Genomic DNA, 17656 nt, shown 5'->3' with positions numbered 1-17656 from the left:
CCAGAGCGTGAGGTTCATAGGAGGAACATGGCAAATCTCATTTCCAAGCCCTACCCTGATATGATAGAATAGGAACAAACATTCGCTATTGAGGAGGTGTCCGGATGACGATCCGATTCATCCATGCGGCCGACCTGCACTTGGGGAGCCCGTTCAAAGGCTTTGCCGGTCTGCCGGGCAAGATATCGGAAACTGTCCGAGAAAGCACGTTCACGGCGTTCCGCAATCTGATTGATTATGCGGCTGGCGCGCGGCCGGATTTTCTTCTGATTGCAGGAGACATCTATGATGGCGAGGACCGGAGCCTGCGGGCGCAGGAGCAGTTCCGCCAGGGTATGGAAACGCTCAGCGAGGTGGGGGTTCCCGTCTTTGTCAGCCACGGCAACCATGACCACCTGTCGGGTTCCTGGGTACGGTTTTCCCTGCCGGAAAATGTCCATGTGTTCGGGCCTGAAGTGGAGACGGCTGAATTGACTGTCCGCGGGACCAACGTGAGAATCCATGGCTTCAGTTATCCGGAGCGGCATGTTACAGAGCCGGTCATCGGACACTATCCGCAGGCGGATAGCGATGCTGTTGAAATCGGGATGCTTCATGGGAGCATCCGGGGAGACGAGGCGCATGACGTGTACGCCCCGTTCACAAAGGACGAGCTCCTCGGCAAGGGGTATGACTATTGGGCGCTCGGCCATATCCATAAGCGCCAGGTGCTCCACAAGCAGCCGCCGATTGTTTATCCGGGCAGCCTCCAGGGCCTTCACCGGAAGGAAAGCGGTGTGAAGGGGTTCTATGACGTGACGATCCGGCAGGGAACTCCGTCACTGGAATTCATCCCCGCAGGTGCGCTTGTCTTCGGCGAAGCCGAAGTGGACTGCAGCGGTATCCGTCATGCGGACGAGTGGCTGGACCGGTGCATGGATCAGATCCGTGCGTTCAGGGAAGCGAACGGCCCGGGACTGATCGACCTCCTGCTTTTCGGGATCGACGAGCAGTCGGAAGCGATGTTCAGTGATGCTCCGGAATCCGAATGGCTGGAATTCATCCGGGAAGCAGCCTCAAACGACTTTCCGGATATCGGAGTCCACCGGATGACATGGGAGCGGGAGGCCGCTCCGTCGGTGCCGGGCGGACTGATGCGCGATGTGCTGGATGAAATCGGAAGCTGGGATATGGACGGCTGGAAAAGCCGCCTTTCCGACCTGTACGGCCACCGCCAGGCGTACAAGTTCACCGGCCGGCTGGACGAGGAAAGCATCAGGGAAATCAGAAAAGAAGCGGAAAGGCTGCTCACCGACGGGCTGATGAAAGGGGGGCGGGCAGAATGATGACCATCACGAAGCTCGTCATCTACGGATTCGGCAAGCACGAGAACGTGACAATCGACCTTGAACGGGGCATCAACGTCCTGTACGGGCCGAACGAAGCGGGCAAGACGACGATCCGGCAGTTCATCCTCCACACGCTTTTCGGCTTTCCGCAGCGGGGAAGTTCGCTTCTCCGGTACGAACCGAAAACAGGCGGCGCGTACGGCGGGCAGGTGCATGTGACGGACAGCGAATTCGGCCCTTGTGTGATTGAACGGATTGCGGGCCGCTCCGCCGGTGAAGTGACTGTCCGCTTTCCGGACGGCAGGGAAGAAGGGGAGGAAACGCTCGGGCGGCTGCTGCGGGGTTACGACCGTCAGTCGTTTGAGTCCGTTTTCTCATTCTCTCTCCTGCAGCTTCAGGAAATCGGCAGGATGAACGAAGAAGAACTGGGACAGGCGCTGATCGCTTCCGGAACAACCGGGGCCGAGGATCTTGCGGGTTACAAAGCACGATTGGAAAAAGAGATGGACGGGCTGTTCAAGAAGTCCGGCCGGGTTCCCGAGATGAATGTCCTGCTGAATGAGATGAAGGAAATCGAGGCTGAAATCGGGGAACATCGGAAAAATTCGGATGCTTATGCCCCCATGAAAGAGCGCATGGCGGAAATCGCTTTGCGGTTAAATGAGATTGCGGAAGAAGAATCCGCACTTACCGCTGATCAGGAACGGCTGTCCATCCTCAGGCAGGCGGCTCCGCTCGAAATCGAACGCCGAAAGACGGAGGAAGAGCTGCAGGCAATCGGTGATGCCCCGTTTCCTGCCGAAGGGATCCGGCGGTATGAAGCACTGAAGGACCGGAAGATTGCTGCAGATGCAGCGATCAGGAACCTTCAGGAACGGATTGCCGCTGTCGGAAAAGAGATGCCGGAAAAACCGGATGCGGAGCGGCTTTCAAAACTCCGGTCTGCTCTCTCCGACGAAGCCGCCTGGCATGAAGCGCGGTCACTGGAGACTGCTGCAGAGCATGCGCTGCGGGAGCTTACCGCAATGAAAGACGGCCTCCTTGCCCGTCTCGGTCTGGCTGACGAAGAAACAGCCGCCCTGGCGGACACATCAATCCGGAAAGAGGAAGAACTTCACAGCCTGACAGAGGAACATGACCGCGCAACAAGAAGTCTCGAACGTCTTGATGAGCGGATTGCAGAAAAAACGGCCGAGGCCGGGCGGATTGCCGATGAGCAAAACAAACTTGAAGCATCCGGGCCGGATGACGGGGAGATCGAGTGGGCATCGAAATGGCCCACGCTCAAAAAGCGCCTCGTGGCTGCTGCAGCCAAACAAAACACAGGGCATAGCGATAGCCGGCAGCCGATCCTGATTCTTGCAGGCCTTGCCGCATTGATCATCGCCATGGCCATCTTTTCTGAGAACTGGCTGTTTGCCGCTGCCGGAGTGGCGGCGGGTGCCGCCTCTGTGTACCTCCTCTTAAGGCAGGGGGACGGCAATGACGGACTGACGGAAGAGGAGCGACTGATTCTCAGCCAATACGGCGGCAGGGAAGAAGAGCTGGACCGCAGGGCAGAGCGGGTGCGACGGCACTTCATTGAACTCGACCGGCTCATCGAAGCGGAAGAACGTATCCGGAGTGAGGTCGGGGAACTCAACACATCATGGAAATCCGCCGCGGCGGTTCTTGATGATACCGAAGAAAGGCTTGGCACATTCCTGGAAGGCTACGGAATCACGGGAAGGCTGCCTGCGGCAATCATGCCGGAACTGTTCCGGCTGGTACGGGAACTGCAGGAAACGTTGCGCCGTATCCGCTCAGAAGAAGAAAAGCGGGACCGGGCGATCCGGACGGCCGGTGCCATAAGGAACGGCGCACATGAACTGATCGGTCATCCCGTGCCGGATCATCTCCTGTTTCCGGGGCTTAAAGAAGCGGAAATGTACTTGCTGAGGACCGGCGAAAAAAGGGACCGGCTGCTTGAAGAACAGAACAGGCTGTCAGATGAACTGGCGGAAGCTGAGAGTCTCAAGACAACTCTTGAATCCGAAATCAATACGCTGTTTGCGACTGCGGCAGCAGAAGGAGAACAGGCGTATTACGAAGCCGCAGGAAAAGCTTCGAGGAAAACGGAGCTAGTGGAGATGATCGGCCGCATTGGTGAGCAGTTAACGCGTATCGGAGCTCCGGGAAAGGCAGCCGCTCCGGATATTGAGCAGATTAGCCTGCGGATCAAGGAGAACCGTGAATCCCTGCAAGCGATCGCGGAAGAGCGGACCGGCCTGATTAAAAGACAGGCAGAACTAAAAGCACAGATGGGTCATCTTGTAGCAGATACCGCATATGATGCCCTGTTGCAGGAATTCGAAGAGAAAAAGGCGGCGTTCCGGGAGCTTTCCGTGAAATGGGCCGCCCGCAAAGCGGCCGTCTCCGCGATCAGCGGAGCCACCGGGAGACTCAAGGAACAGAAGCTGCCGGACGTGATCGATCGGGCTTCAGGATGGTTCCGGGAACTCACGGGCGGTGTCCATGCGGCGCTTGTACTGAATGTCGACGGCCTGATCGAGTCGGAAGGAGCCAGCGGCATGCGATTTGGCCTGAATGAGCTGAGCCAGGCGACAAAGGAGCAGGCTTATATCTCCATGCGGCTGTCTCTTGCAGCCTCTCTTCTGGATTCGGCCCCGTTTCCGATCATCATGGATGATCCGTTCGTCCACTTCGACCGGGCACGGCTCGGCAATATGATAAACTTATTGGAAGAATTGAAGATTCATCACCAGTTCCTGTATTTCACCTGCCACAAGGAGATGGCCGGCGCCTTCAGTGAGGCAGCCGTCATCAGCGTGGCCGGAGCCGGGAGCGAAAGGGGAGTGCTGAGATGAAAGGAGTCGGTACCGAGATGAAAGGGATCGGAACCTATAAAACAGGCGAGCGGGTCGATCTGTTCATGCTCATCAAGCAGGCAACCAAAGGCATGACGACAACAGGAAGCCCGTTCATGACGCTGATCCTGCAGGATAAGACGGGCGATATCGAAGCGAAGCTCTGGGATGCGAAAGAGGAGCATGAGAAGATGTTCCAGCCGGCCTCGATCGTCCGGGTCGGCGGTGATGTCCATGAATATCGGGGCAGAAACCAGCTCCGCATCAAAAGTATCCGTCCTGCCAAGCCGGATGAGCCCATCCAGATTTCCGACCTCGTTCCAAGCGCCGAGAAATCAAAAGAGGAACTATATGAAGAGCTGTCACCCTATATCTTCGAGATCACCAATCCGAACATTCAGCGCATCACGAGATACTTGCTGAAGCAGCACCGGGAGGCGTTCCTCGTTTATCCGGCCGCAACCAAGAACCACCACGACTACGTGTCGGGCCTGCTCGACCATGTCGTCTCGATGCTGCGCCTCGGCAAGGCGATTGCCGAGCTGTATCCAACACTAAATAAAGACCTTCTGTATGCAGGGATCATCCTCCACGATGTCGGTAAGGTGGTGGAGCTGTCCGGCCCTGTCGGCACTGTCTACACGCCTGCAGGCAATCTTCTCGGCCACATTACGATTATGGTCAACGAGATTGCAATGGCCGCAAAAGAGCTCGGGATAGAAGGGGAGGAAGTCGTTCTCCTGCAGCATATGGTCCTGAGCCACCATGGCAAGGAAGAGTGGGGCAGCCCGAAGCGCCCGATGCTGAAAGAGGCGGAGATCCTCCACTACATCGACAACATCGATGCGAAGATGAACATGCTCAACCGCGCACTGTCAAAGGCGGAGCCGGGAGAGTTCACAGAGCGTCTCTTCCCGCTTGATAATCGCCAGTTCTACAAGCCGACCTTCGAGTAAGTCATTCATATCAAAAGAGCCTGACTCCACGAGTCGGGCTCTTTTCAATGACTCTACATGTTTTTGCTTTGCTGAAGCAGTTTGGAAACACCCGTCCGTTCCCATTCTTCCACGGTCTCGTATGCCTGTTCAGGGGAATAACCCTTGCCGACAAGGACCCCCATCAGAATGAATTCCTGGAGGATATGCGTCGAATTGATGCCCCGTTTGACATCATCCAATCCTTCATTCACCAAGTACTCTATGTGCCGGACCCAATCATCAGGGGTCTTGCCGTCAATCAACACGTTATTTCCTGTCTCGTGCCGGATGCGCTGCATTCTTTCCTTGGAATCCGCTTTCGTAGGGTCCACCGTATTAGGCGGATGGTTGGGCGGGGCATAGATTGAGTACAGCTTCATCGGGGTGCTGCCGGTATTGGTCACATTATGCCACGTGCCGGCAGGAACCATGATGGCGGAATCATCCTGGACGTTCCTGACATAATCCAGTCGGTCTTTCCTCTTGCCCATCTGGACATATCCCTGGCCCTGTTCAATACGCAAAAACTGGTCGACAACGGGATGGATTTCCAGTCCGATGTCGTCACCGGGATTGATGGACATTAATGTAACCTGTAAATGAGGGCCGGTCCATAATGCCGTCCGGTAATTTTGGTTAAGTCTGGCTGCCCGGTTGATATTGATGGTGAACGGGTTGGGTCCGTAATCTCTCAACATTTGTGCGGACATCCCCTGATTTACGGGATCTGGCGCCGTCGGGTAGGCGTAAGAAGTTCCTGCGGGGTAGGCCCAATAGTACGGCGTTCCAGCGTAATGACCCGGGTAAGGGGGAGGATGGTACCCATTTCAATCCTTTCAAACAGACTTGGGTATCATCATATGCCCAGGAATGGAAATTGTGCCTGAATGCGAAAAGGGGATGTCCGGAAAATAAGTATCAGTGTGAAAAAGCAAACGGCACGGACTCTGGTCGCTTACCGCGGGCCGGCGCCTAGCCCCGCGTGAAGCGGGTCTCGACAGCCCGGCTTTTCCCGCAGGACAGAAAAGCCTCCTCGAATAAACCTCGCACGAAGGAAATGCGAAGCATTTTCGAGGAGTCTCCCGGCGTCCGTGCCGTTTTCTATATGGCGGGCTGAATTCAGATTTTTGCACAGCCCCTCCGGGCGAAGTTAATTTTGCTGCTGTTCAGCCAGCAGTTGGGTTCGCAGTTGCTGAATCACTTCTTTTGAGGCGGGTGCTGCGGGTTTGTAGTGCCCTTTCTGAAGGGCGTAACTGTAGAGTGTCCGCTGGCGCGACTCATCCTGATTTCTCAACTGAATCAATGTCTGTCTGAGTTCTGCGTTATTCGTTTGTGCAATGATGTTGGCATAGCCGGTCAAGCTTGCATTTAAACCGGCCAGATAGTCATTCACCATTTCTTTATCCTGGAACATAAACATCCTCCTTAATTCAAATAGGACAAGAGATCCTGTTGCGCCTGCTTTGCGGCTTGTGCGTCCCGTTCGAAAAGGGTTTTCAGCTCTGGGTCTGTGCAACGCTGAGCATAATCATCCAACTTCTTGGAGACGTTGCCATGACCGCCAATCAGACTCCGCAAATGTTCGACTTCGAGTTCAGTTAAATCGTGGTTCATCTCGCACCTCCTTATTCATTCAATATCCCCATTCATCATTGTGCCCATACTGAGCACTGCGCCAATCCATCAAAATCAAAAAAGCCCCGGACCTATTTGTCCGGGACGGAGAGTAATCATCAGAGCGGGCGCATCATCCGTACACTGTAAAGGGTGTGTCCGCCGAAGTCCTCTTCGAATTCATCAACGGCACTGAAGCCGCGGGCCTCGTAGAACCGTTTTCCGTTCTCATTGTCACGCTCGACTGTGAGGTAGAGGCGTTCAGCGTCCAGTTCGCCGATCCCGCTCTCCAGAAGGGCGGTTCCGAGTCCCTGGCCCTGACAGGCAGGAAGAAGGTAGATGGCCGAGAGTTCGGCATCCCCGGTCTCCGGAAGGCGGAAGAAGTTGGCGAACCCGACGATGGTACCCTGGTGTTCTGCCACGTATAGGGTGGACTTCTCGAGACGTTTCTGCAGTGATGCGGGACTATAGGCAGTCGCGAGGAACCGCTCCCGGATCTCCCGCGGAATGATTTCTCCATATGTATCGTGCCAGCTTTCAGCGGCAACCTGCCGGACCGCAGGAATATCCTTTTCTTGCATCTTGCGGATCATGACAGTCCCTCCCAGCGGTGAATTTCATCCATTATATAACAAAAACGAACCGGCACCCATATTGGATGCCGGTTCTTCATCAATTATTTTTTCTCTTCGGAATCTGCAGCCGGACCTTTGAACTGGTCAAGCGCGTCTTTCAGGTCTTCATCCTTGATTTTAATATCCGCATCATCAAGCATCTTGGACAGCTTGTCCATCAGGGCGTTCGGATCAGCCTTTTTCTGGACTAGTTCGTCCTTGATTTCCGCGCGGCGCTCATCGGTGATGTCTTCCTTCTTCTCTGCACCTTCCGCTTCACGGGTATCGGTCACCTGGATGATGTGGTAGCCGAAGTCCGTCTTGACCGGTTCACTGATCTGGTCCACTTTGAGGCCATAAGCTGCGTCCGTGAAGTCGGCGACCATCTTGTCGGGACCGAACCAGCCAAGATCTCCGCCGGATTCCTGAGCAGCCGGTTCAGTGGAGTATTCCTTGGCAAGCTCTGCGAAGTCTCCGCCTTCGTCAAGCTTCGTCTTTACTTCTTTTGCCGTTTTTTCATCCTCCACGAGGATATGGCGGGCGTTCAGCTCGGTACCCATGCGGTCGATGTACTGGTCAACTTCTTCGTCCGTCACTTCAACACCTTCAGTCAGGGCCTTTTCCTGGAGAAGGTTGAGCTTGATCATGTCTTTGTAGCTTTCTTCTGTATAGCCTTGCTGGGCGAGGAAGGAATCAAAACCTTCGCCGGCCTGTTCTTTCATGTCGTTATATTGCTTATCGACTTCTTTCTGGTCGACATCGTATTTATCGTCAAGAACTTTTTCGATGACCATCAGCTGGAGCGCCTGCTCGCCAACTGTTGTCTTCATTTCTTCATACAGATCCTGTTGCGTGATGTCACCCACTTTGGACGACACGATGACATCTTCTCCTGCGTTGTTGCTGCAGGCGGAGAGGGCAAGCACCGACGCGGCGACAGTTGCTGCGATTACAGATTTCTTCATTCTAAACTCCCCTTCTGATTGTGTAAACAAAAGTAAATATATCATAAAAACGACCTGGCTACAAAAAGGTTCCCGGCAAATGCCCACAGACCCTTTTCACCCGCGCATACGATACGGGAGAGAAGGGAGGTGATCACATGAGCGGAGGTTTCAACTACGGCGGCGGCTTCGCCTTGATCGTCGTCCTTTTCATCCTGCTGATCATCGTCGGGGCAGCGTACGTCTACTGATGAATAAAGGGGGGCCGGCATGATCCCCCTTCGGCCGCGCCGCCTGAATGACAGCAGCGAAGGGAAAGGACCGGTATGGCCGGCGGATTGTCCGGTGAACTAAAGGAAATGCCGGCACCAGAATACCGTCCTACCGTCGAATCAAAAACGTCCATCCCCCGGAAACCGGGCGGATGGACGTTTATTATTTTCATTCAGGAGATGGCAGTCATGATCTCGACAAAAAACGAGATGATTAAGATCGTGATGAGGATGTTGACCGTCTGATAAATCTTCGGCTGCTTTTCCTCGGGGATTTCCCTGACTTCGCAGAGGGCATAGGTCATCTTGTTGATCTGGAACAGATAGAAGATCGAAAACAGTACAGTGACAAGAATGATCATTCCATTTCCCCCTTTCTACACAACTATTGACTTAGCATATCAGAATACCGGTTAAAAGAAAACCGCTCAATCTGGCAGTGGTACCAGAATTTCGTAGCCGTTGTCGTTTTCTTCGATATAGCACGCCTTCGGAGAACGCGAAAGGTTCTTGAAATAGACGAAATCGATCAGGCAGATGCCACAGTGGTAGGCGAGCAGTGCCGTAAAATAATGCGAAAACGCCGGCAGGAGGATTCCACCTGCAACAAATAGCGGGTTAAGGATAAAAAACGGTGCCACTAGAGAGACGGCGAATCGGTTTTTCGGAATCGGCTCGCAAATGCGAAGCAGGAAGAGCGGGAAAAAGGCCCAGTCCCGGTTGATGACAAGCGTGATCCGCTTACGGTATCTCCATAGGGCCGCGAAGTGGATCACTTTGTGGATCGGGTACAGCAGAACCACCGAGACGAGGAATACAGCGAAAAACGCATCGGACCTGCCGGTTTCCCGGGTGAGTTCAAAACCGATATATGAAAAAATGAAGACGGCAATCATCAGGATGGAAGAAAGCAGGAACAGACGGCTGAGCCCGTAATGCTTTTTCACATTGATGGTCTTCCAGCATCGCATCAGTTGCATCTCCTTTAGTGAATTCCCAAATTGGACGATACATACCGTACTGCGATTCGCGAAAAAAATCAACCGTTTTAAATGAAAAAATCCAAGTTTAGGATACTTCGTCTTTTTCCTCTATGGATTGCACTTCCGCTTCTCCGGCGTCAGCGGCTCGTTCGGCCTGTGCTTCTTTCCCGTACAGCTGCTCCATGTTTCTGAAGCCCTCTTCAAAGATATTCATGAAATCTTCACCGTATATGTTGCGAATCACTGCCATCAGTTCGATGAACTCAGGGAATCGGCCATAGAGCTGGCGGACGGGAAGTGAACCCTCCAAAACAGAATGTTCCGTGTCGAAGTAATGATTATTGATCTCTAGCAAAAGCCCGTGTCCCTGCTCGGTCACTTCGACATATGTACTGCGCTTGTCATCTTCGCGCTTGGAGAAAGAGAGATATCCGCGTTCCTCCAATTTTTTGGAGAAGTTGAATGCTGTTGAAACGTGCATGACACCGAACTTCGCCACCTCTGAAATTGTCGCTCCTTTCAAATGCGCCGCAATCCAGAGGATATGGTGTTCATTGATATTCAGGCCGAACGGCTTAATCCACTGCTGCCAGTCTTTTTCAACCGCTTTCCACAGCGCTTTCGAAAGCTGGGCCATACGTTGGCTGTACAGCATGGCTTCAGGCAGGCTATAGGTTTGTTCCGCCAATTTCTCACCTTCTTTCTCAATGTTCGGATAGTTTAAGAATAGTATATCAATAAAATAGATGACAATGAAGGCTTTTTGTCACAATCGTAATATTTCGCAAGTGTGCCAGGAAATTGCGGCTTCATCTGCATAGGATGATGCCAATTCCGTTAAAGAATAAACGAAAAAAGACTCCGGCCGTCTTACGGCATACGGAGTCCGTCTCCGGCGCTTGTCGGCCGGATAAAATGGCGATTTACAGGGGCAATCCGACCAGTCCGGATGCCGCCTGTGTATGTCGGGAGTGAATTCCCGATGAACCTTATTTCTTGATGGAGCTGACCGCCTGTTCGAGTTCGGCGATGGAAGTCTGGATCTGCTGGACACGCTTTTGAATTCTCTCACGGTTCAGTTCCGTATCTCGGTTCCAGACGTCGACCGATGTTTTCAGCTCATCCGCAACTTCAGGGAAGCGGGTCTTCGCTTCATTGACCAGATGAATGACCGAAGCTTTCAGGTCATTGGTTTTCGCTTTAACATCTTCGATCTTCGGCTTCATGTTATCGGACGAGCTCTTCACTGAATAACGGAGCTCTTTGCCGGATTGCGGGGCGCTCAGCAGGACTGCTGCAGCGCTGCCCGCAGCACCGACGGCGAGTCCGAGGAAAAATGATGATGCTTTCATGAGGGCACTCTCCCTTCTCTCTATAGTTCAATATTCCTTTCCGCCTCTTTATTAAAACATGAGGGGAGAGGGAGCGACAACAGACGAACACCCCGGCCGTGTTTCCGGCCAGGGTGTTTGTCGGTGTTCCGATCAGAGGGACGGCGCCGTCGAATAGTTCGAGCGCTGCGCGAGCCTGAGAACGATCGGATAGATGATAAAGAAGGCGATGGCATTCATGGCGATGGCCGGAACGACGACTGTCAGGAATAGAGCCATGAACGGGAAGTCCCCGCCAAGCACGAAAATCGCGACGGACAGGAAAATCGAACCCGACAGAACGGTTCCAAGCGCGGCAAGAACAGTTGCCGCGGCAAGCTTGTCGGCGAGCTTACCGAGAAGGAGCACCACACCGAAGAAGACGATCCCCGTCACCGTCTTATCGATGACGTTCGGGATAAATCCGCCCGGGAATGTCGTAAACAGGCCGGACAGGATGCCGGTGGATACGGACATGACGAGTACGCTCTTGATGTCGCGGAACAGCAGGATGCCGATGAACATCATCGTCAGCATGAAGTCGGGCTTCATGCCCCCGTTGATCCCCGGAATCACCAGATACAGCGCAGTCCCGATCCCAATCAGTAAAGCCATCAAAACCAGATTTTTCGTTTTCATTGCTCATCTCTCCTCAGCTAAGCTAAATTTTGCTACCCCCGGCGTGCCCTATGGCCGACGGCGGGTTGCTGTAGTCCGATTGTACCGTTTTTGGATGAAATATTCAATCTATCAGTTTTTAATTTGTGCGCCGATCGCCTCGGCGATTTCCTGGAGCTTTTCTTTCGGGAACTCGTCTTCTTTCGTTTCCCAATGCAGCCCGAAGCCGTCCGTCTGGCGATCATAGCGCGGGATGAAGTGGAGGTGGAAATGGTAAACACTCTGGCTGGCGGCCGCTCCGGTGTTGTTCAGGAGGTTCATGCCGGCCGGCTCGAACTCGGCTTTTAGCGCCCGCGCTATTTTTGGCGCAGCGGAGAACAGCTGTGCCGCCTCGTCTTCGCTGAATTCATAGATGTTTTCGCGGTGCACTTTTGGAATCAGCAGAACATGGCCCTTTGTCGTCGGCATGATGTCCATGAAGGCGAGGACATGCTCGTCCTCATATACTTTGGCTGCAGGAATTTCTCCTTCCACCATTTTGCAGAAAATGCATTCGGTCATCGGTCAACATCTCCTTTTCATATCCTGACAACAGGATATCATATATTCAGAAAATAGAGGACGGCGATTCGAGGCATAACCGGTCCGGATTTGCTAAAATGGAGGCATGAATGGGGTGGAAACATGAACGTATTGGAAGTGGAAAAGATCACAGGCGGATATACACGGAAGCCGGTGCTTCACGATTTGTCATTTGAAGTCGGCCCCGGTGAACTGGTCGGGCTCATCGGGCTGAACGGCGCCGGGAAAAGTACGACGATCAAGCATATCATCGGTCTCATGGAGCCGTCGGAAGGCGAAATCCGGATCGGCGGAACGGCTTTCCGGGATGATCCCGAGAAATACAGAAGCTCATTTTCCTATATCCCCGAGACGCCGGTCCTTTATGATGAACTGACGCTCCGCGAGCACCTGGAGCTGACAGCGATGGCGTACGGCATTCCGAAGGACGTGTTCGAGGCAAGGTCATCGGCGCTCCTGCGGGAGTTCCGGATGGAAAAGAGGCTGCGCTGGTTCCCGTCGCATTTCTCGAAGGGGATGCGGCAGAAGGTGATGATCATGTGCGCGTTCCTCGTGAATCCGTCGCTCTACATCATCGACGAACCGTTTGTCGGATTGGACCCGCTCGGCATCCGCTCCTTGCTAGAGCAGATGAGCGAGAAAAAGGCGGACGGGGCTTCGGTCCTCATGTCGACGCATATTCTCGCGACCGCCGAGAAATATTGTGACAGGATCCTGCTTTTGCATGAGGGCCGGATGCGCGCGGCCGGAACGATGGACGAGCTCCGCGAACAGTTTGGCATGCCGGGCGCGACGCTCGATGATCTGTATATCGAGATGGCAGGGGAGCCGGACGATGGGCAGCCTGCGTGATGTGTGGCGCAGCCGCTTCACTCATTATACGGAGGAGCTGCAGCGCTACACGAAGTTCATCTTTACCGGACACCTCGCCATCGTCCTCGTCTTTCTGATCGGAGCGGGGGGCTATGCGTACAGCGGCTGGCTAAAGACCGTGCCGGAGGATTTCCCGGCAGCTCCGCTGGCAGGCATCATCCTGGCTGCGATCCTTGCCTATGCGCCGCCTGTGACGCTTCTGAAAGAAGCGGACGCCGTCTTTTTCCTGCCGATGGAAGAAAAGCTCGGCGGCTACATGCAGAGCGCGCTCAAGTGGACGTCAGTTTCGGGGATCCTGCTGCCGGTCATGGCCTTTATTGTCTCGATTCCGCTTCTTAATGCGGTCTACGGACTCAGAGGGATCGGGCTGCTCGCCCTTGTGCTCGGCATTGCCGCGCTCCATATCTGGAATGTGCGCACCGAATTCGCCCACCGGTGGGCCGAGCAGGGAGAGGGCGCTTGGGGCGACCGTGCCATCCGGTTTGTCCTGACGGCCATTCCGCTCGTTGCTGCCATGTACGGCAAATGGTGGCTCGGCGCAGCACTGCTGATCCCGATCGTGGTGTATGGTGCCCTGAAGCAGCGGACGAGCGAAGGCAAGCCGTTCCCGTTCCTTCATTTTATCGAGCTGGAGCGCGGCCGGATGAGCCGGTTCTACCGCTTCGCCAACCAGTTCACGGACGTTCCGCATCTGCGCGGAGCGGTCCACAGGAGGGCTTGGCTCGACTGGGTGTACGGAAACGCAACGTTTGAAACGAAAGCCTCGCCGCGCTACCTCGCGATGAGGACGTTCATCCGGTCGGACGACCTGTTCCTCCTGTGGGTCCGGCTGACCGCGATTTCGATGATCGGCGCGCTCTTTATCCCGATGCCGGCGGTCGCGGCCGTATTCAGCGGCGCGCTCGCTTTCGCGACGGCCTATCAGCTGCGGGACGCGCTCGCCAGCCAGCATGAGTTCCGGATGGACCGGCTTTATCCTGTATCTGAGGCGGTGCGTGCTTCCGCGGTGCGCCGCACGGTACGCAGCGCGCAGGTGATCCAGGCTGTGCTGGTTCTCGTTGCAGCGTGGTTCCAGTACGGGATGGGGGCAGGGATGCTGCTGCTCGCCATAGCGGTGCTGGTCATCTCGGAAATCACGCTCCGCATGTCGGGGAAGAAATAAATAAGAAAACTGGCTTCGCAGTGCGCGAAGCCAGTTTTTTTGTGGATATTACGCGTTGCGCCAATATGTCAACGTCTCAATGAAATATAGCAACGTTTCAATGTAATATGTCAACGTCTCAATATAATATAGCAACGTCTCACTAAAGGTCGTAGACTCCAGTCAGTTCCGAAGCTTGTCCATGTTCGCAAATCCGATGTCCGTACCGACATGTCCCGTGATCGTCGACCGCTCGATGTCGTCACCACGGAGCCAGGCCGCGAAGTCGAATTCGACCGGATCTGTGTCCCCTCCAAGTGCGAACCAGGCGGTGAGCGTCTCCGGGAAGTAGGCGGAAGTATGAATCGTGCCGGCCCAGCTTTTGTAATTGTCGGCGAAGACGCCTTTGCCGGTGTCGTTCAGGAGACGCCAGGCCTGCAAGGCATCGGACAACGCTTCCGGCCTTTCCTTCATGGCGTCCATCCGCTCGATGGAATCTTTCAGGTAGCGGCGGTTTTCGTCAGTCTGCTGCTCAAAGTGGTTCGTGCAGTAAGCGGATTCCCTGACGATGACGCCGCGAGGACCGGCTTCGACAAGGGCACGATTGCCGGTTTTGTCGAGCAGGTTGTAGCTGAATGAGCCGCGGTGGGGGAGGTCCTGCAGAAATCGGACGGCCTCCTCCACATCTGCGCATGTCTCCAGGATCAGCCGGCCGACCATCCAGCAGACGAATCCGTCACCCGGCCGCTTCCGGTTCGTGAAGTTGTAGCCCATCGCCAGGCCCTTTTCATTCAGGCCGTCCATCCGTCCGGTGATCCGCTGGGCGGGCCCGATGATGGCGTAGCCTCCGTCATCGGGTTGGAATACGGTATAGAGCCCTTCGTAAGTGTTTGGATGGAAGTCGTAGTTCCGCACGATGAAGTTACTGCCTGTCAGCACCGAACATCCCGCGCGGACGGGTTCTGTCCGGTAGCCGCCGAAGTCCCGGAGAATCTCTTCCATCGGCAGGCCGAGCGCGTCCCGCATGCCGTTCAACTCCTCCCACAACTGCGGTGCGAACCGGCCGAAGATGACTTCCGCTTCGCGGACATTGATGTGGAAACGGGGCTTCATCGTCCGCCACTTGGTCCTGCGATTATGGAGCGTCAAGGAGTCGCGCAGCCGTTCGCCTTGCAAATAACCGAAATCATAGTGCGATCCGCGGAACTGGACCACGTCTGTATAGATCTCTCTCATTAGGATTCATCCTTTACAACAGTTGTCTTTGTCCATCTTGGAACAGCGCCGGACGACGGTCAAGAATTGCTCCATGTAAAAAGAGTTTGTCTGAAAAGTGTATTTCCAGCATAAAAAGCAAACAGCAGTGGCTCTCGTCGCTTTCCGCGGGCGTTGCCTTAGCCTCCTCGGACTCCGTCCTGCGGGGTCTTCGGCTAACGCTATTCCCGCAGGAGTCTCCCGACGCCACTGCTGTTTGCCATAGATACAAGAATTACTTATTGGTCAGCCCCACTGAAAAATCTTATTCGCCTTGGTAGCCTGTCGCGGCAGCCCCAAGAATTTTCGCCGCCTGCAGCATTGCACGCTCGTCAAAGTCGAAGCGTGGGTGGTGGTGCGGATACGGCTCTTCCGGAGCGGCGCCGGTGAAGAAGAACGTGCCCGGCACGTTCTCGAGATAGTAGGCGAAGTCTTCGCCGCCCATCTGAGGTGCGCCTTCCACAGCTTCCAGGCCTTCGAGACCCTCGATTGTCTTCACGAGGAAATCTGTCTCTGCCGCATGGTTGACGACAGCCGGATAACCGCGGAAGTATTTGTAATCGATCTCGCTGTCTGTAGAGATTGCGGTTCCTTTGACGACACGGGCGATTTCGCTTTCCATGAGATCACGGATTTCCGGCTGGAACGTGCGGACCGTGCCTTTGAGTTCAGCAGAGTCGGCGATAACGTTGAACGCGTTTTCTGCGACGAACGAGCCCACGGAAAGGACGGCCGATTCGATCGGGTCAACACGGCGGGAAACGAGCTGCTGGAGGTTCTGGACCAGTTGGGAGCCGATGACGACGGCGTCTTTTGTCTGGTGCGGGTTCGCGCCGTGTCCTCCGCGGCCCTGAACCTTGATCTCGAACCGGTCGGCTGCCGCCATGATCGGGCCTGTACGGTATTCCACCGTGCCGTAAGGCGTCTGCGACCAGAGGTGCGTGCCGAAGATGGCATCGACACCGTCCAGGCAGCCGTCCTCGATCATCGAAATGGCGCCGCCCGGGGCAAATTCCTCGGCATGCTGGTGGATCATCACATATTCGCCGGCCAGCTCATCGCGGAGCTCGTGGAGCGCTTTGGCGAGCGTCAGGAGTGTCGCCGTGTGGCCGTCGTGTCCGCATGCATGCATGACGCCGTCAACGGTCGACTTATATTCGACGTCTTTCTGGTCCTGGATCGGCAGGGCATCGAAGTCGGCGCGGAGCGCAACCGTCTTGCCGGGCTTGCCGCCCTTGATGCGTGCGACGACACCGTTGCCGCCGACATTCGCGCGGAACTCGACACCGAGCTCAGTATAAAAGTCCTGGATGTATTGGGCTGTTTTATATTCCTTGAACGAAAGCTCCGGATGCTGATGAAGATAGCGGCGGATGTTGATCATGTCATCATTGGAAGCTTCCAGTTTGGAGAAGAGGCGTTCCTGCAAACTTTCGGCGCTTACTGTCTGTTCGGTCATTGAAATCCCTCCGGTAGGCGAAATAATTTGAATGTTATTTATTATAGACCCCATTCTGAAGAAGGGCAATAGCATGGAAACAGACAAAAAGTGTCACGGACCGGGGACGCGTGCGAATCCATGGAGTTTGCATACGAAAGTCCTCTCGTCCCCAAGCTTTGCTGATGAAACGGGAAAGCTCACGTATGCTCTTTCCTCCAAATAAAAAAACGGCGCCTGGGCGCCGTTTCAGACTGTAGACAAAACGGACCTAGAGGAAATCTCTCTAGGTCCGTTTAGTAATTTTATTGGAAATTTATCGTGGTTTTCTCCTTAAATCCCCTTGGAATGACCGGCCGTCAGGCCGGTTCGGGTGACTCCCAGGTCCAGCAGGCCAACCTCTTCAGATTCAGGGCAGCAAAAGTAAGCATCGCCTGCATGGACATTTTTGCCCTTCCACGAAGGGTTGTCCAACGCATGCCACACTTCTCCTTGGCATCTCCGAAACCGCGTTCTACGGTCTCTTTCCGCCTTGCATAGATTTCTTTGTTTTCTGGGGTGAGCCGAATGGCCTCTGCCTGATCGAGGTAGTCCTGCCAGATATGCCGGGTGATGACTTTTACATGATTCTTGCTTTGAGTGCATTGAGCAAGCAGCGGACAACCTGCACATTTGGCCCCGTTCGATTTGTACTCCCGGTAGCCCTGCTTATTGGTGGTCGAATACCGGAGTTCCTGTCCGTTCGGACAGATATAGGCATTCCTTTCGGAATCGTAGTGGA

20 protein-coding genes are annotated in these 17656 nt (G+C 54.7%); 6 read left to right on the top strand and 14 right to left on the bottom strand.

The features are described from left to right. The first annotated feature begins 104 nt into the window (after positions 1-104). Genes DZC51_RS13455 through yhaM form a run of 3 tightly spaced genes read left to right on the top strand, consistent with a single transcriptional unit; the run spans position 105 to position 5151 of the window. The gene (locus DZC51_RS13455) at positions 105-1325 is read left to right on the top strand and encodes a metallophosphoesterase family protein (RefSeq protein ID WP_157296755.1); all 1221 of its coding nucleotides are present in this window, start codon (positions 105-107) and stop codon (positions 1323-1325) included. Then, on the top strand, positions 1322-4195 hold the full coding sequence (locus DZC51_RS13450) for an ATP-binding protein (protein WP_157296753.1): 2874 nt from the start codon (positions 1322-1324) through the stop codon (positions 4193-4195). The genes DZC51_RS13455 and DZC51_RS13450 overlap by 4 nt, the downstream gene beginning before the upstream one ends. Positions 4196-4212: 17 nt before the next feature. Then, positions 4213-5151: a 3'-5' exoribonuclease YhaM gene (gene yhaM / locus DZC51_RS13445; protein WP_157296840.1), complete on the top strand. Its 939-nt coding sequence runs from the start codon at positions 4213-4215 to the stop codon at positions 5149-5151. Positions 5152-5204: 53 nt separating this feature from the next. On the opposite strand, the gene DZC51_RS13440 is transcribed toward yhaM, so the two are convergent. From DZC51_RS13440 to DZC51_RS13420, 5 genes are all read right to left on the bottom strand, one after another. Further along, positions 5205-5870: a cupin domain-containing protein gene (locus tag DZC51_RS13440; RefSeq protein WP_370513697.1), complete on the bottom strand. Its 666-nt coding sequence runs from the start codon at positions 5868-5870 to the stop codon at positions 5205-5207. 452 nt (positions 5871-6322) lie between these two features. Further along, positions 6323-6586, bottom strand: coding sequence for a spore coat protein (locus DZC51_RS13435; protein WP_157296749.1), 264 nt, complete (start codon positions 6584-6586; stop codon positions 6323-6325). Positions 6587-6597: 11 nt separating this feature from the next. Further along, positions 6598-6786: a hypothetical protein gene (locus DZC51_RS13430; protein ID WP_157296747.1), complete on the bottom strand. Its 189-nt coding sequence runs from the start codon at positions 6784-6786 to the stop codon at positions 6598-6600. Positions 6787-6905: 119 nt separating this feature from the next. After that, complete coding sequence (locus tag DZC51_RS13425; RefSeq protein WP_157296745.1) at positions 6906-7379, bottom strand: GNAT family N-acetyltransferase; 474 nt, start codon at positions 7377-7379, stop codon at positions 6906-6908. Between the two features lie 83 nt (positions 7380-7462). Continuing rightward, positions 7463-8365 (bottom strand): peptidylprolyl isomerase, encoded by a 903-nt coding sequence (locus DZC51_RS13420; protein ID WP_157296743.1) that lies wholly within the window; start codon positions 8363-8365, stop codon positions 7463-7465. A gap of 137 nt (positions 8366-8502) precedes the next feature. Here DZC51_RS13420 and DZC51_RS13415 point away from each other — a divergent pair, with 137 nt between their 5' ends. After that, positions 8503-8595, top strand: coding sequence for a YjcZ family sporulation protein (locus tag DZC51_RS13415; protein WP_008300760.1), 93 nt, complete (start codon positions 8503-8505; stop codon positions 8593-8595). A 194-nt stretch (positions 8596-8789) separates the two neighbouring features. Here DZC51_RS13415 and DZC51_RS13410 read toward each other — a convergent pair whose 3' ends face one another. The 6 genes from DZC51_RS13410 to DZC51_RS13385 form a co-directional block, all read right to left on the bottom strand. Beyond that, complete coding sequence (locus tag DZC51_RS13410; protein WP_008300758.1) at positions 8790-8978, bottom strand: hypothetical protein; 189 nt, start codon at positions 8976-8978, stop codon at positions 8790-8792. A gap of 66 nt (positions 8979-9044) precedes the next feature. Beyond that, the gene (locus DZC51_RS13405; RefSeq protein ID WP_157296741.1) at positions 9045-9587 is read right to left on the bottom strand and encodes a DUF3267 domain-containing protein; all 543 of its coding nucleotides are present in this window, start codon (positions 9585-9587) and stop codon (positions 9045-9047) included. 97 nt (positions 9588-9684) lie between these two features. Further along, entirely contained in the window at positions 9685-10254 is a 570-nt protein-coding gene (locus DZC51_RS13400) for an HTH-type transcriptional regulator Hpr (RefSeq protein WP_232524147.1), read from the bottom strand. A 334-nt stretch (positions 10255-10588) separates the two neighbouring features. After that, positions 10589-10951: a YtxH domain-containing protein gene (locus tag DZC51_RS13395; RefSeq protein WP_157296737.1), complete on the bottom strand. Its 363-nt coding sequence runs from the start codon at positions 10949-10951 to the stop codon at positions 10589-10591. Positions 10952-11083: 132 nt separating this feature from the next. Continuing rightward, positions 11084-11608 carry a tryptophan transporter gene (locus DZC51_RS13390; RefSeq protein ID WP_157296735.1) on the bottom strand — a complete coding sequence of 175 codons (525 nt, stop codon included), beginning with the start codon at positions 11606-11608 and terminating at the stop codon, positions 11084-11086. A gap of 111 nt (positions 11609-11719) precedes the next feature. Further along, entirely contained in the window at positions 11720-12148 is a 429-nt protein-coding gene (locus tag DZC51_RS13385) for an HIT family protein (protein WP_157296733.1), read from the bottom strand. 123 nt (positions 12149-12271) lie between these two features. Here DZC51_RS13385 and DZC51_RS13380 point away from each other — a divergent pair, with 123 nt between their 5' ends. Both DZC51_RS13380 and DZC51_RS13375 read left to right on the top strand, forming a co-directional pair. Then, positions 12272-13021 carry an ABC transporter ATP-binding protein gene (locus tag DZC51_RS13380; protein WP_157296731.1) on the top strand — a complete coding sequence of 250 codons (750 nt, stop codon included), beginning with the start codon at positions 12272-12274 and terminating at the stop codon, positions 13019-13021. Further along, positions 13005-14204 carry an ABC transporter permease gene (locus tag DZC51_RS13375; protein ID WP_157296729.1) on the top strand — a complete coding sequence of 400 codons (1200 nt, stop codon included), beginning with the start codon at positions 13005-13007 and terminating at the stop codon, positions 14202-14204. Before DZC51_RS13380 ends, DZC51_RS13375 begins: the two co-directional genes overlap by 17 nt. 162 nt (positions 14205-14366) lie before the next feature. Here DZC51_RS13375 and DZC51_RS13370 read toward each other — a convergent pair whose 3' ends face one another. The 3 genes from DZC51_RS13370 to DZC51_RS13360 form a co-directional block, all read right to left on the bottom strand. Further along, positions 14367-15419, bottom strand: a complete 1053-nt coding sequence (locus DZC51_RS13370) for a C45 family autoproteolytic acyltransferase/hydrolase (RefSeq protein ID WP_157296727.1) — start codon at positions 15417-15419, stop codon at positions 14367-14369. Between the two features lie 283 nt (positions 15420-15702). Then, on the bottom strand, positions 15703-16896 hold the full coding sequence (locus DZC51_RS13365; RefSeq protein ID WP_198304124.1) for a M20 metallopeptidase family protein: 1194 nt from the start codon (positions 16894-16896) through the stop codon (positions 15703-15705). A 338-nt stretch (positions 16897-17234) separates the two neighbouring features. Next, positions 17235-17656: transposase (locus tag DZC51_RS13360; protein ID WP_157296289.1), on the bottom strand; the 422-nt coding region annotated here is incomplete at its 5' end.

The organism is Bhargavaea sp. CC-171006 (genome assembly GCF_009761675.1).
In the GTDB taxonomy this organism is placed as follows: Bacteria; Bacillota; Bacilli; order Bacillales_A; family Planococcaceae; genus Bhargavaea; species Bhargavaea changchunensis.
This window is presented reverse-complemented; position numbering and strand designations above follow the sequence as displayed.

Excerpts from the sequence above, each read along its gene's own strand:
- DZC51_RS13440 (WP_370513697.1), bottom strand. The coding sequence starts at position 5,870 with ATGTTGAGAGATTACGGACCCAACCCGTTCACCATCAATATCAACCGG.
- DZC51_RS13370 (WP_157296727.1), bottom strand. The coding sequence starts at position 15,419 with ATGAGAGAGATCTATACAGACGTGGTCCAGTTCCGCGGATCGCACTAT.
- DZC51_RS13380 (WP_157296731.1), top strand. The coding sequence starts at position 12,272 with ATGAACGTATTGGAAGTGGAAAAGATCACAGGCGGATATACACGGAAG.
- DZC51_RS13415 (WP_008300760.1), top strand. The coding sequence starts at position 8,503 with ATGAGCGGAGGTTTCAACTACGGCGGCGGCTTCGCCTTGATCGTCGTC.
- DZC51_RS13375 (WP_157296729.1), top strand. The coding sequence starts at position 13,005 with ATGGGCAGCCTGCGTGATGTGTGGCGCAGCCGCTTCACTCATTATACG.
- DZC51_RS13405 (WP_157296741.1), bottom strand. The coding sequence starts at position 9,587 with ATGCGATGCTGGAAGACCATCAATGTGAAAAAGCATTACGGGCTCAGC.
- DZC51_RS13385 (WP_157296733.1), bottom strand. The coding sequence starts at position 12,148 with ATGACCGAATGCATTTTCTGCAAAATGGTGGAAGGAGAAATTCCTGCA.
- DZC51_RS13455 (WP_157296755.1), top strand. The coding sequence starts at position 105 with ATGACGATCCGATTCATCCATGCGGCCGACCTGCACTTGGGGAGCCCG.
- yhaM (WP_157296840.1), top strand. The coding sequence starts at position 4,213 with ATGAAAGGGATCGGAACCTATAAAACAGGCGAGCGGGTCGATCTGTTC.
- DZC51_RS13390 (WP_157296735.1), bottom strand. The coding sequence starts at position 11,608 with ATGAAAACGAAAAATCTGGTTTTGATGGCTTTACTGATTGGGATCGGG.
- DZC51_RS13425 (WP_157296745.1), bottom strand. The coding sequence starts at position 7,379 with ATGATCCGCAAGATGCAAGAAAAGGATATTCCTGCGGTCCGGCAGGTT.
- DZC51_RS13365 (WP_198304124.1), bottom strand. The coding sequence starts at position 16,896 with ATGACCGAACAGACAGTAAGCGCCGAAAGTTTGCAGGAACGCCTCTTC.
- DZC51_RS13395 (WP_157296737.1), bottom strand. The coding sequence starts at position 10,951 with ATGAAAGCATCATCATTTTTCCTCGGACTCGCCGTCGGTGCTGCGGGC.
- DZC51_RS13430 (WP_157296747.1), bottom strand. The coding sequence starts at position 6,786 with ATGAACCACGATTTAACTGAACTCGAAGTCGAACATTTGCGGAGTCTG.
- DZC51_RS13400 (WP_232524147.1), bottom strand. The coding sequence starts at position 10,254 with ATGCTGTACAGCCAACGTATGGCCCAGCTTTCGAAAGCGCTGTGGAAA.
- DZC51_RS13450 (WP_157296753.1), top strand. The coding sequence starts at position 1,322 with ATGATGACCATCACGAAGCTCGTCATCTACGGATTCGGCAAGCACGAG.
- DZC51_RS13435 (WP_157296749.1), bottom strand. The coding sequence starts at position 6,586 with ATGTTCCAGGATAAAGAAATGGTGAATGACTATCTGGCCGGTTTAAAT.
- DZC51_RS13420 (WP_157296743.1), bottom strand. The coding sequence starts at position 8,365 with ATGAAGAAATCTGTAATCGCAGCAACTGTCGCCGCGTCGGTGCTTGCC.
- DZC51_RS13410 (WP_008300758.1), bottom strand. The coding sequence starts at position 8,978 with ATGATCATTCTTGTCACTGTACTGTTTTCGATCTTCTATCTGTTCCAG.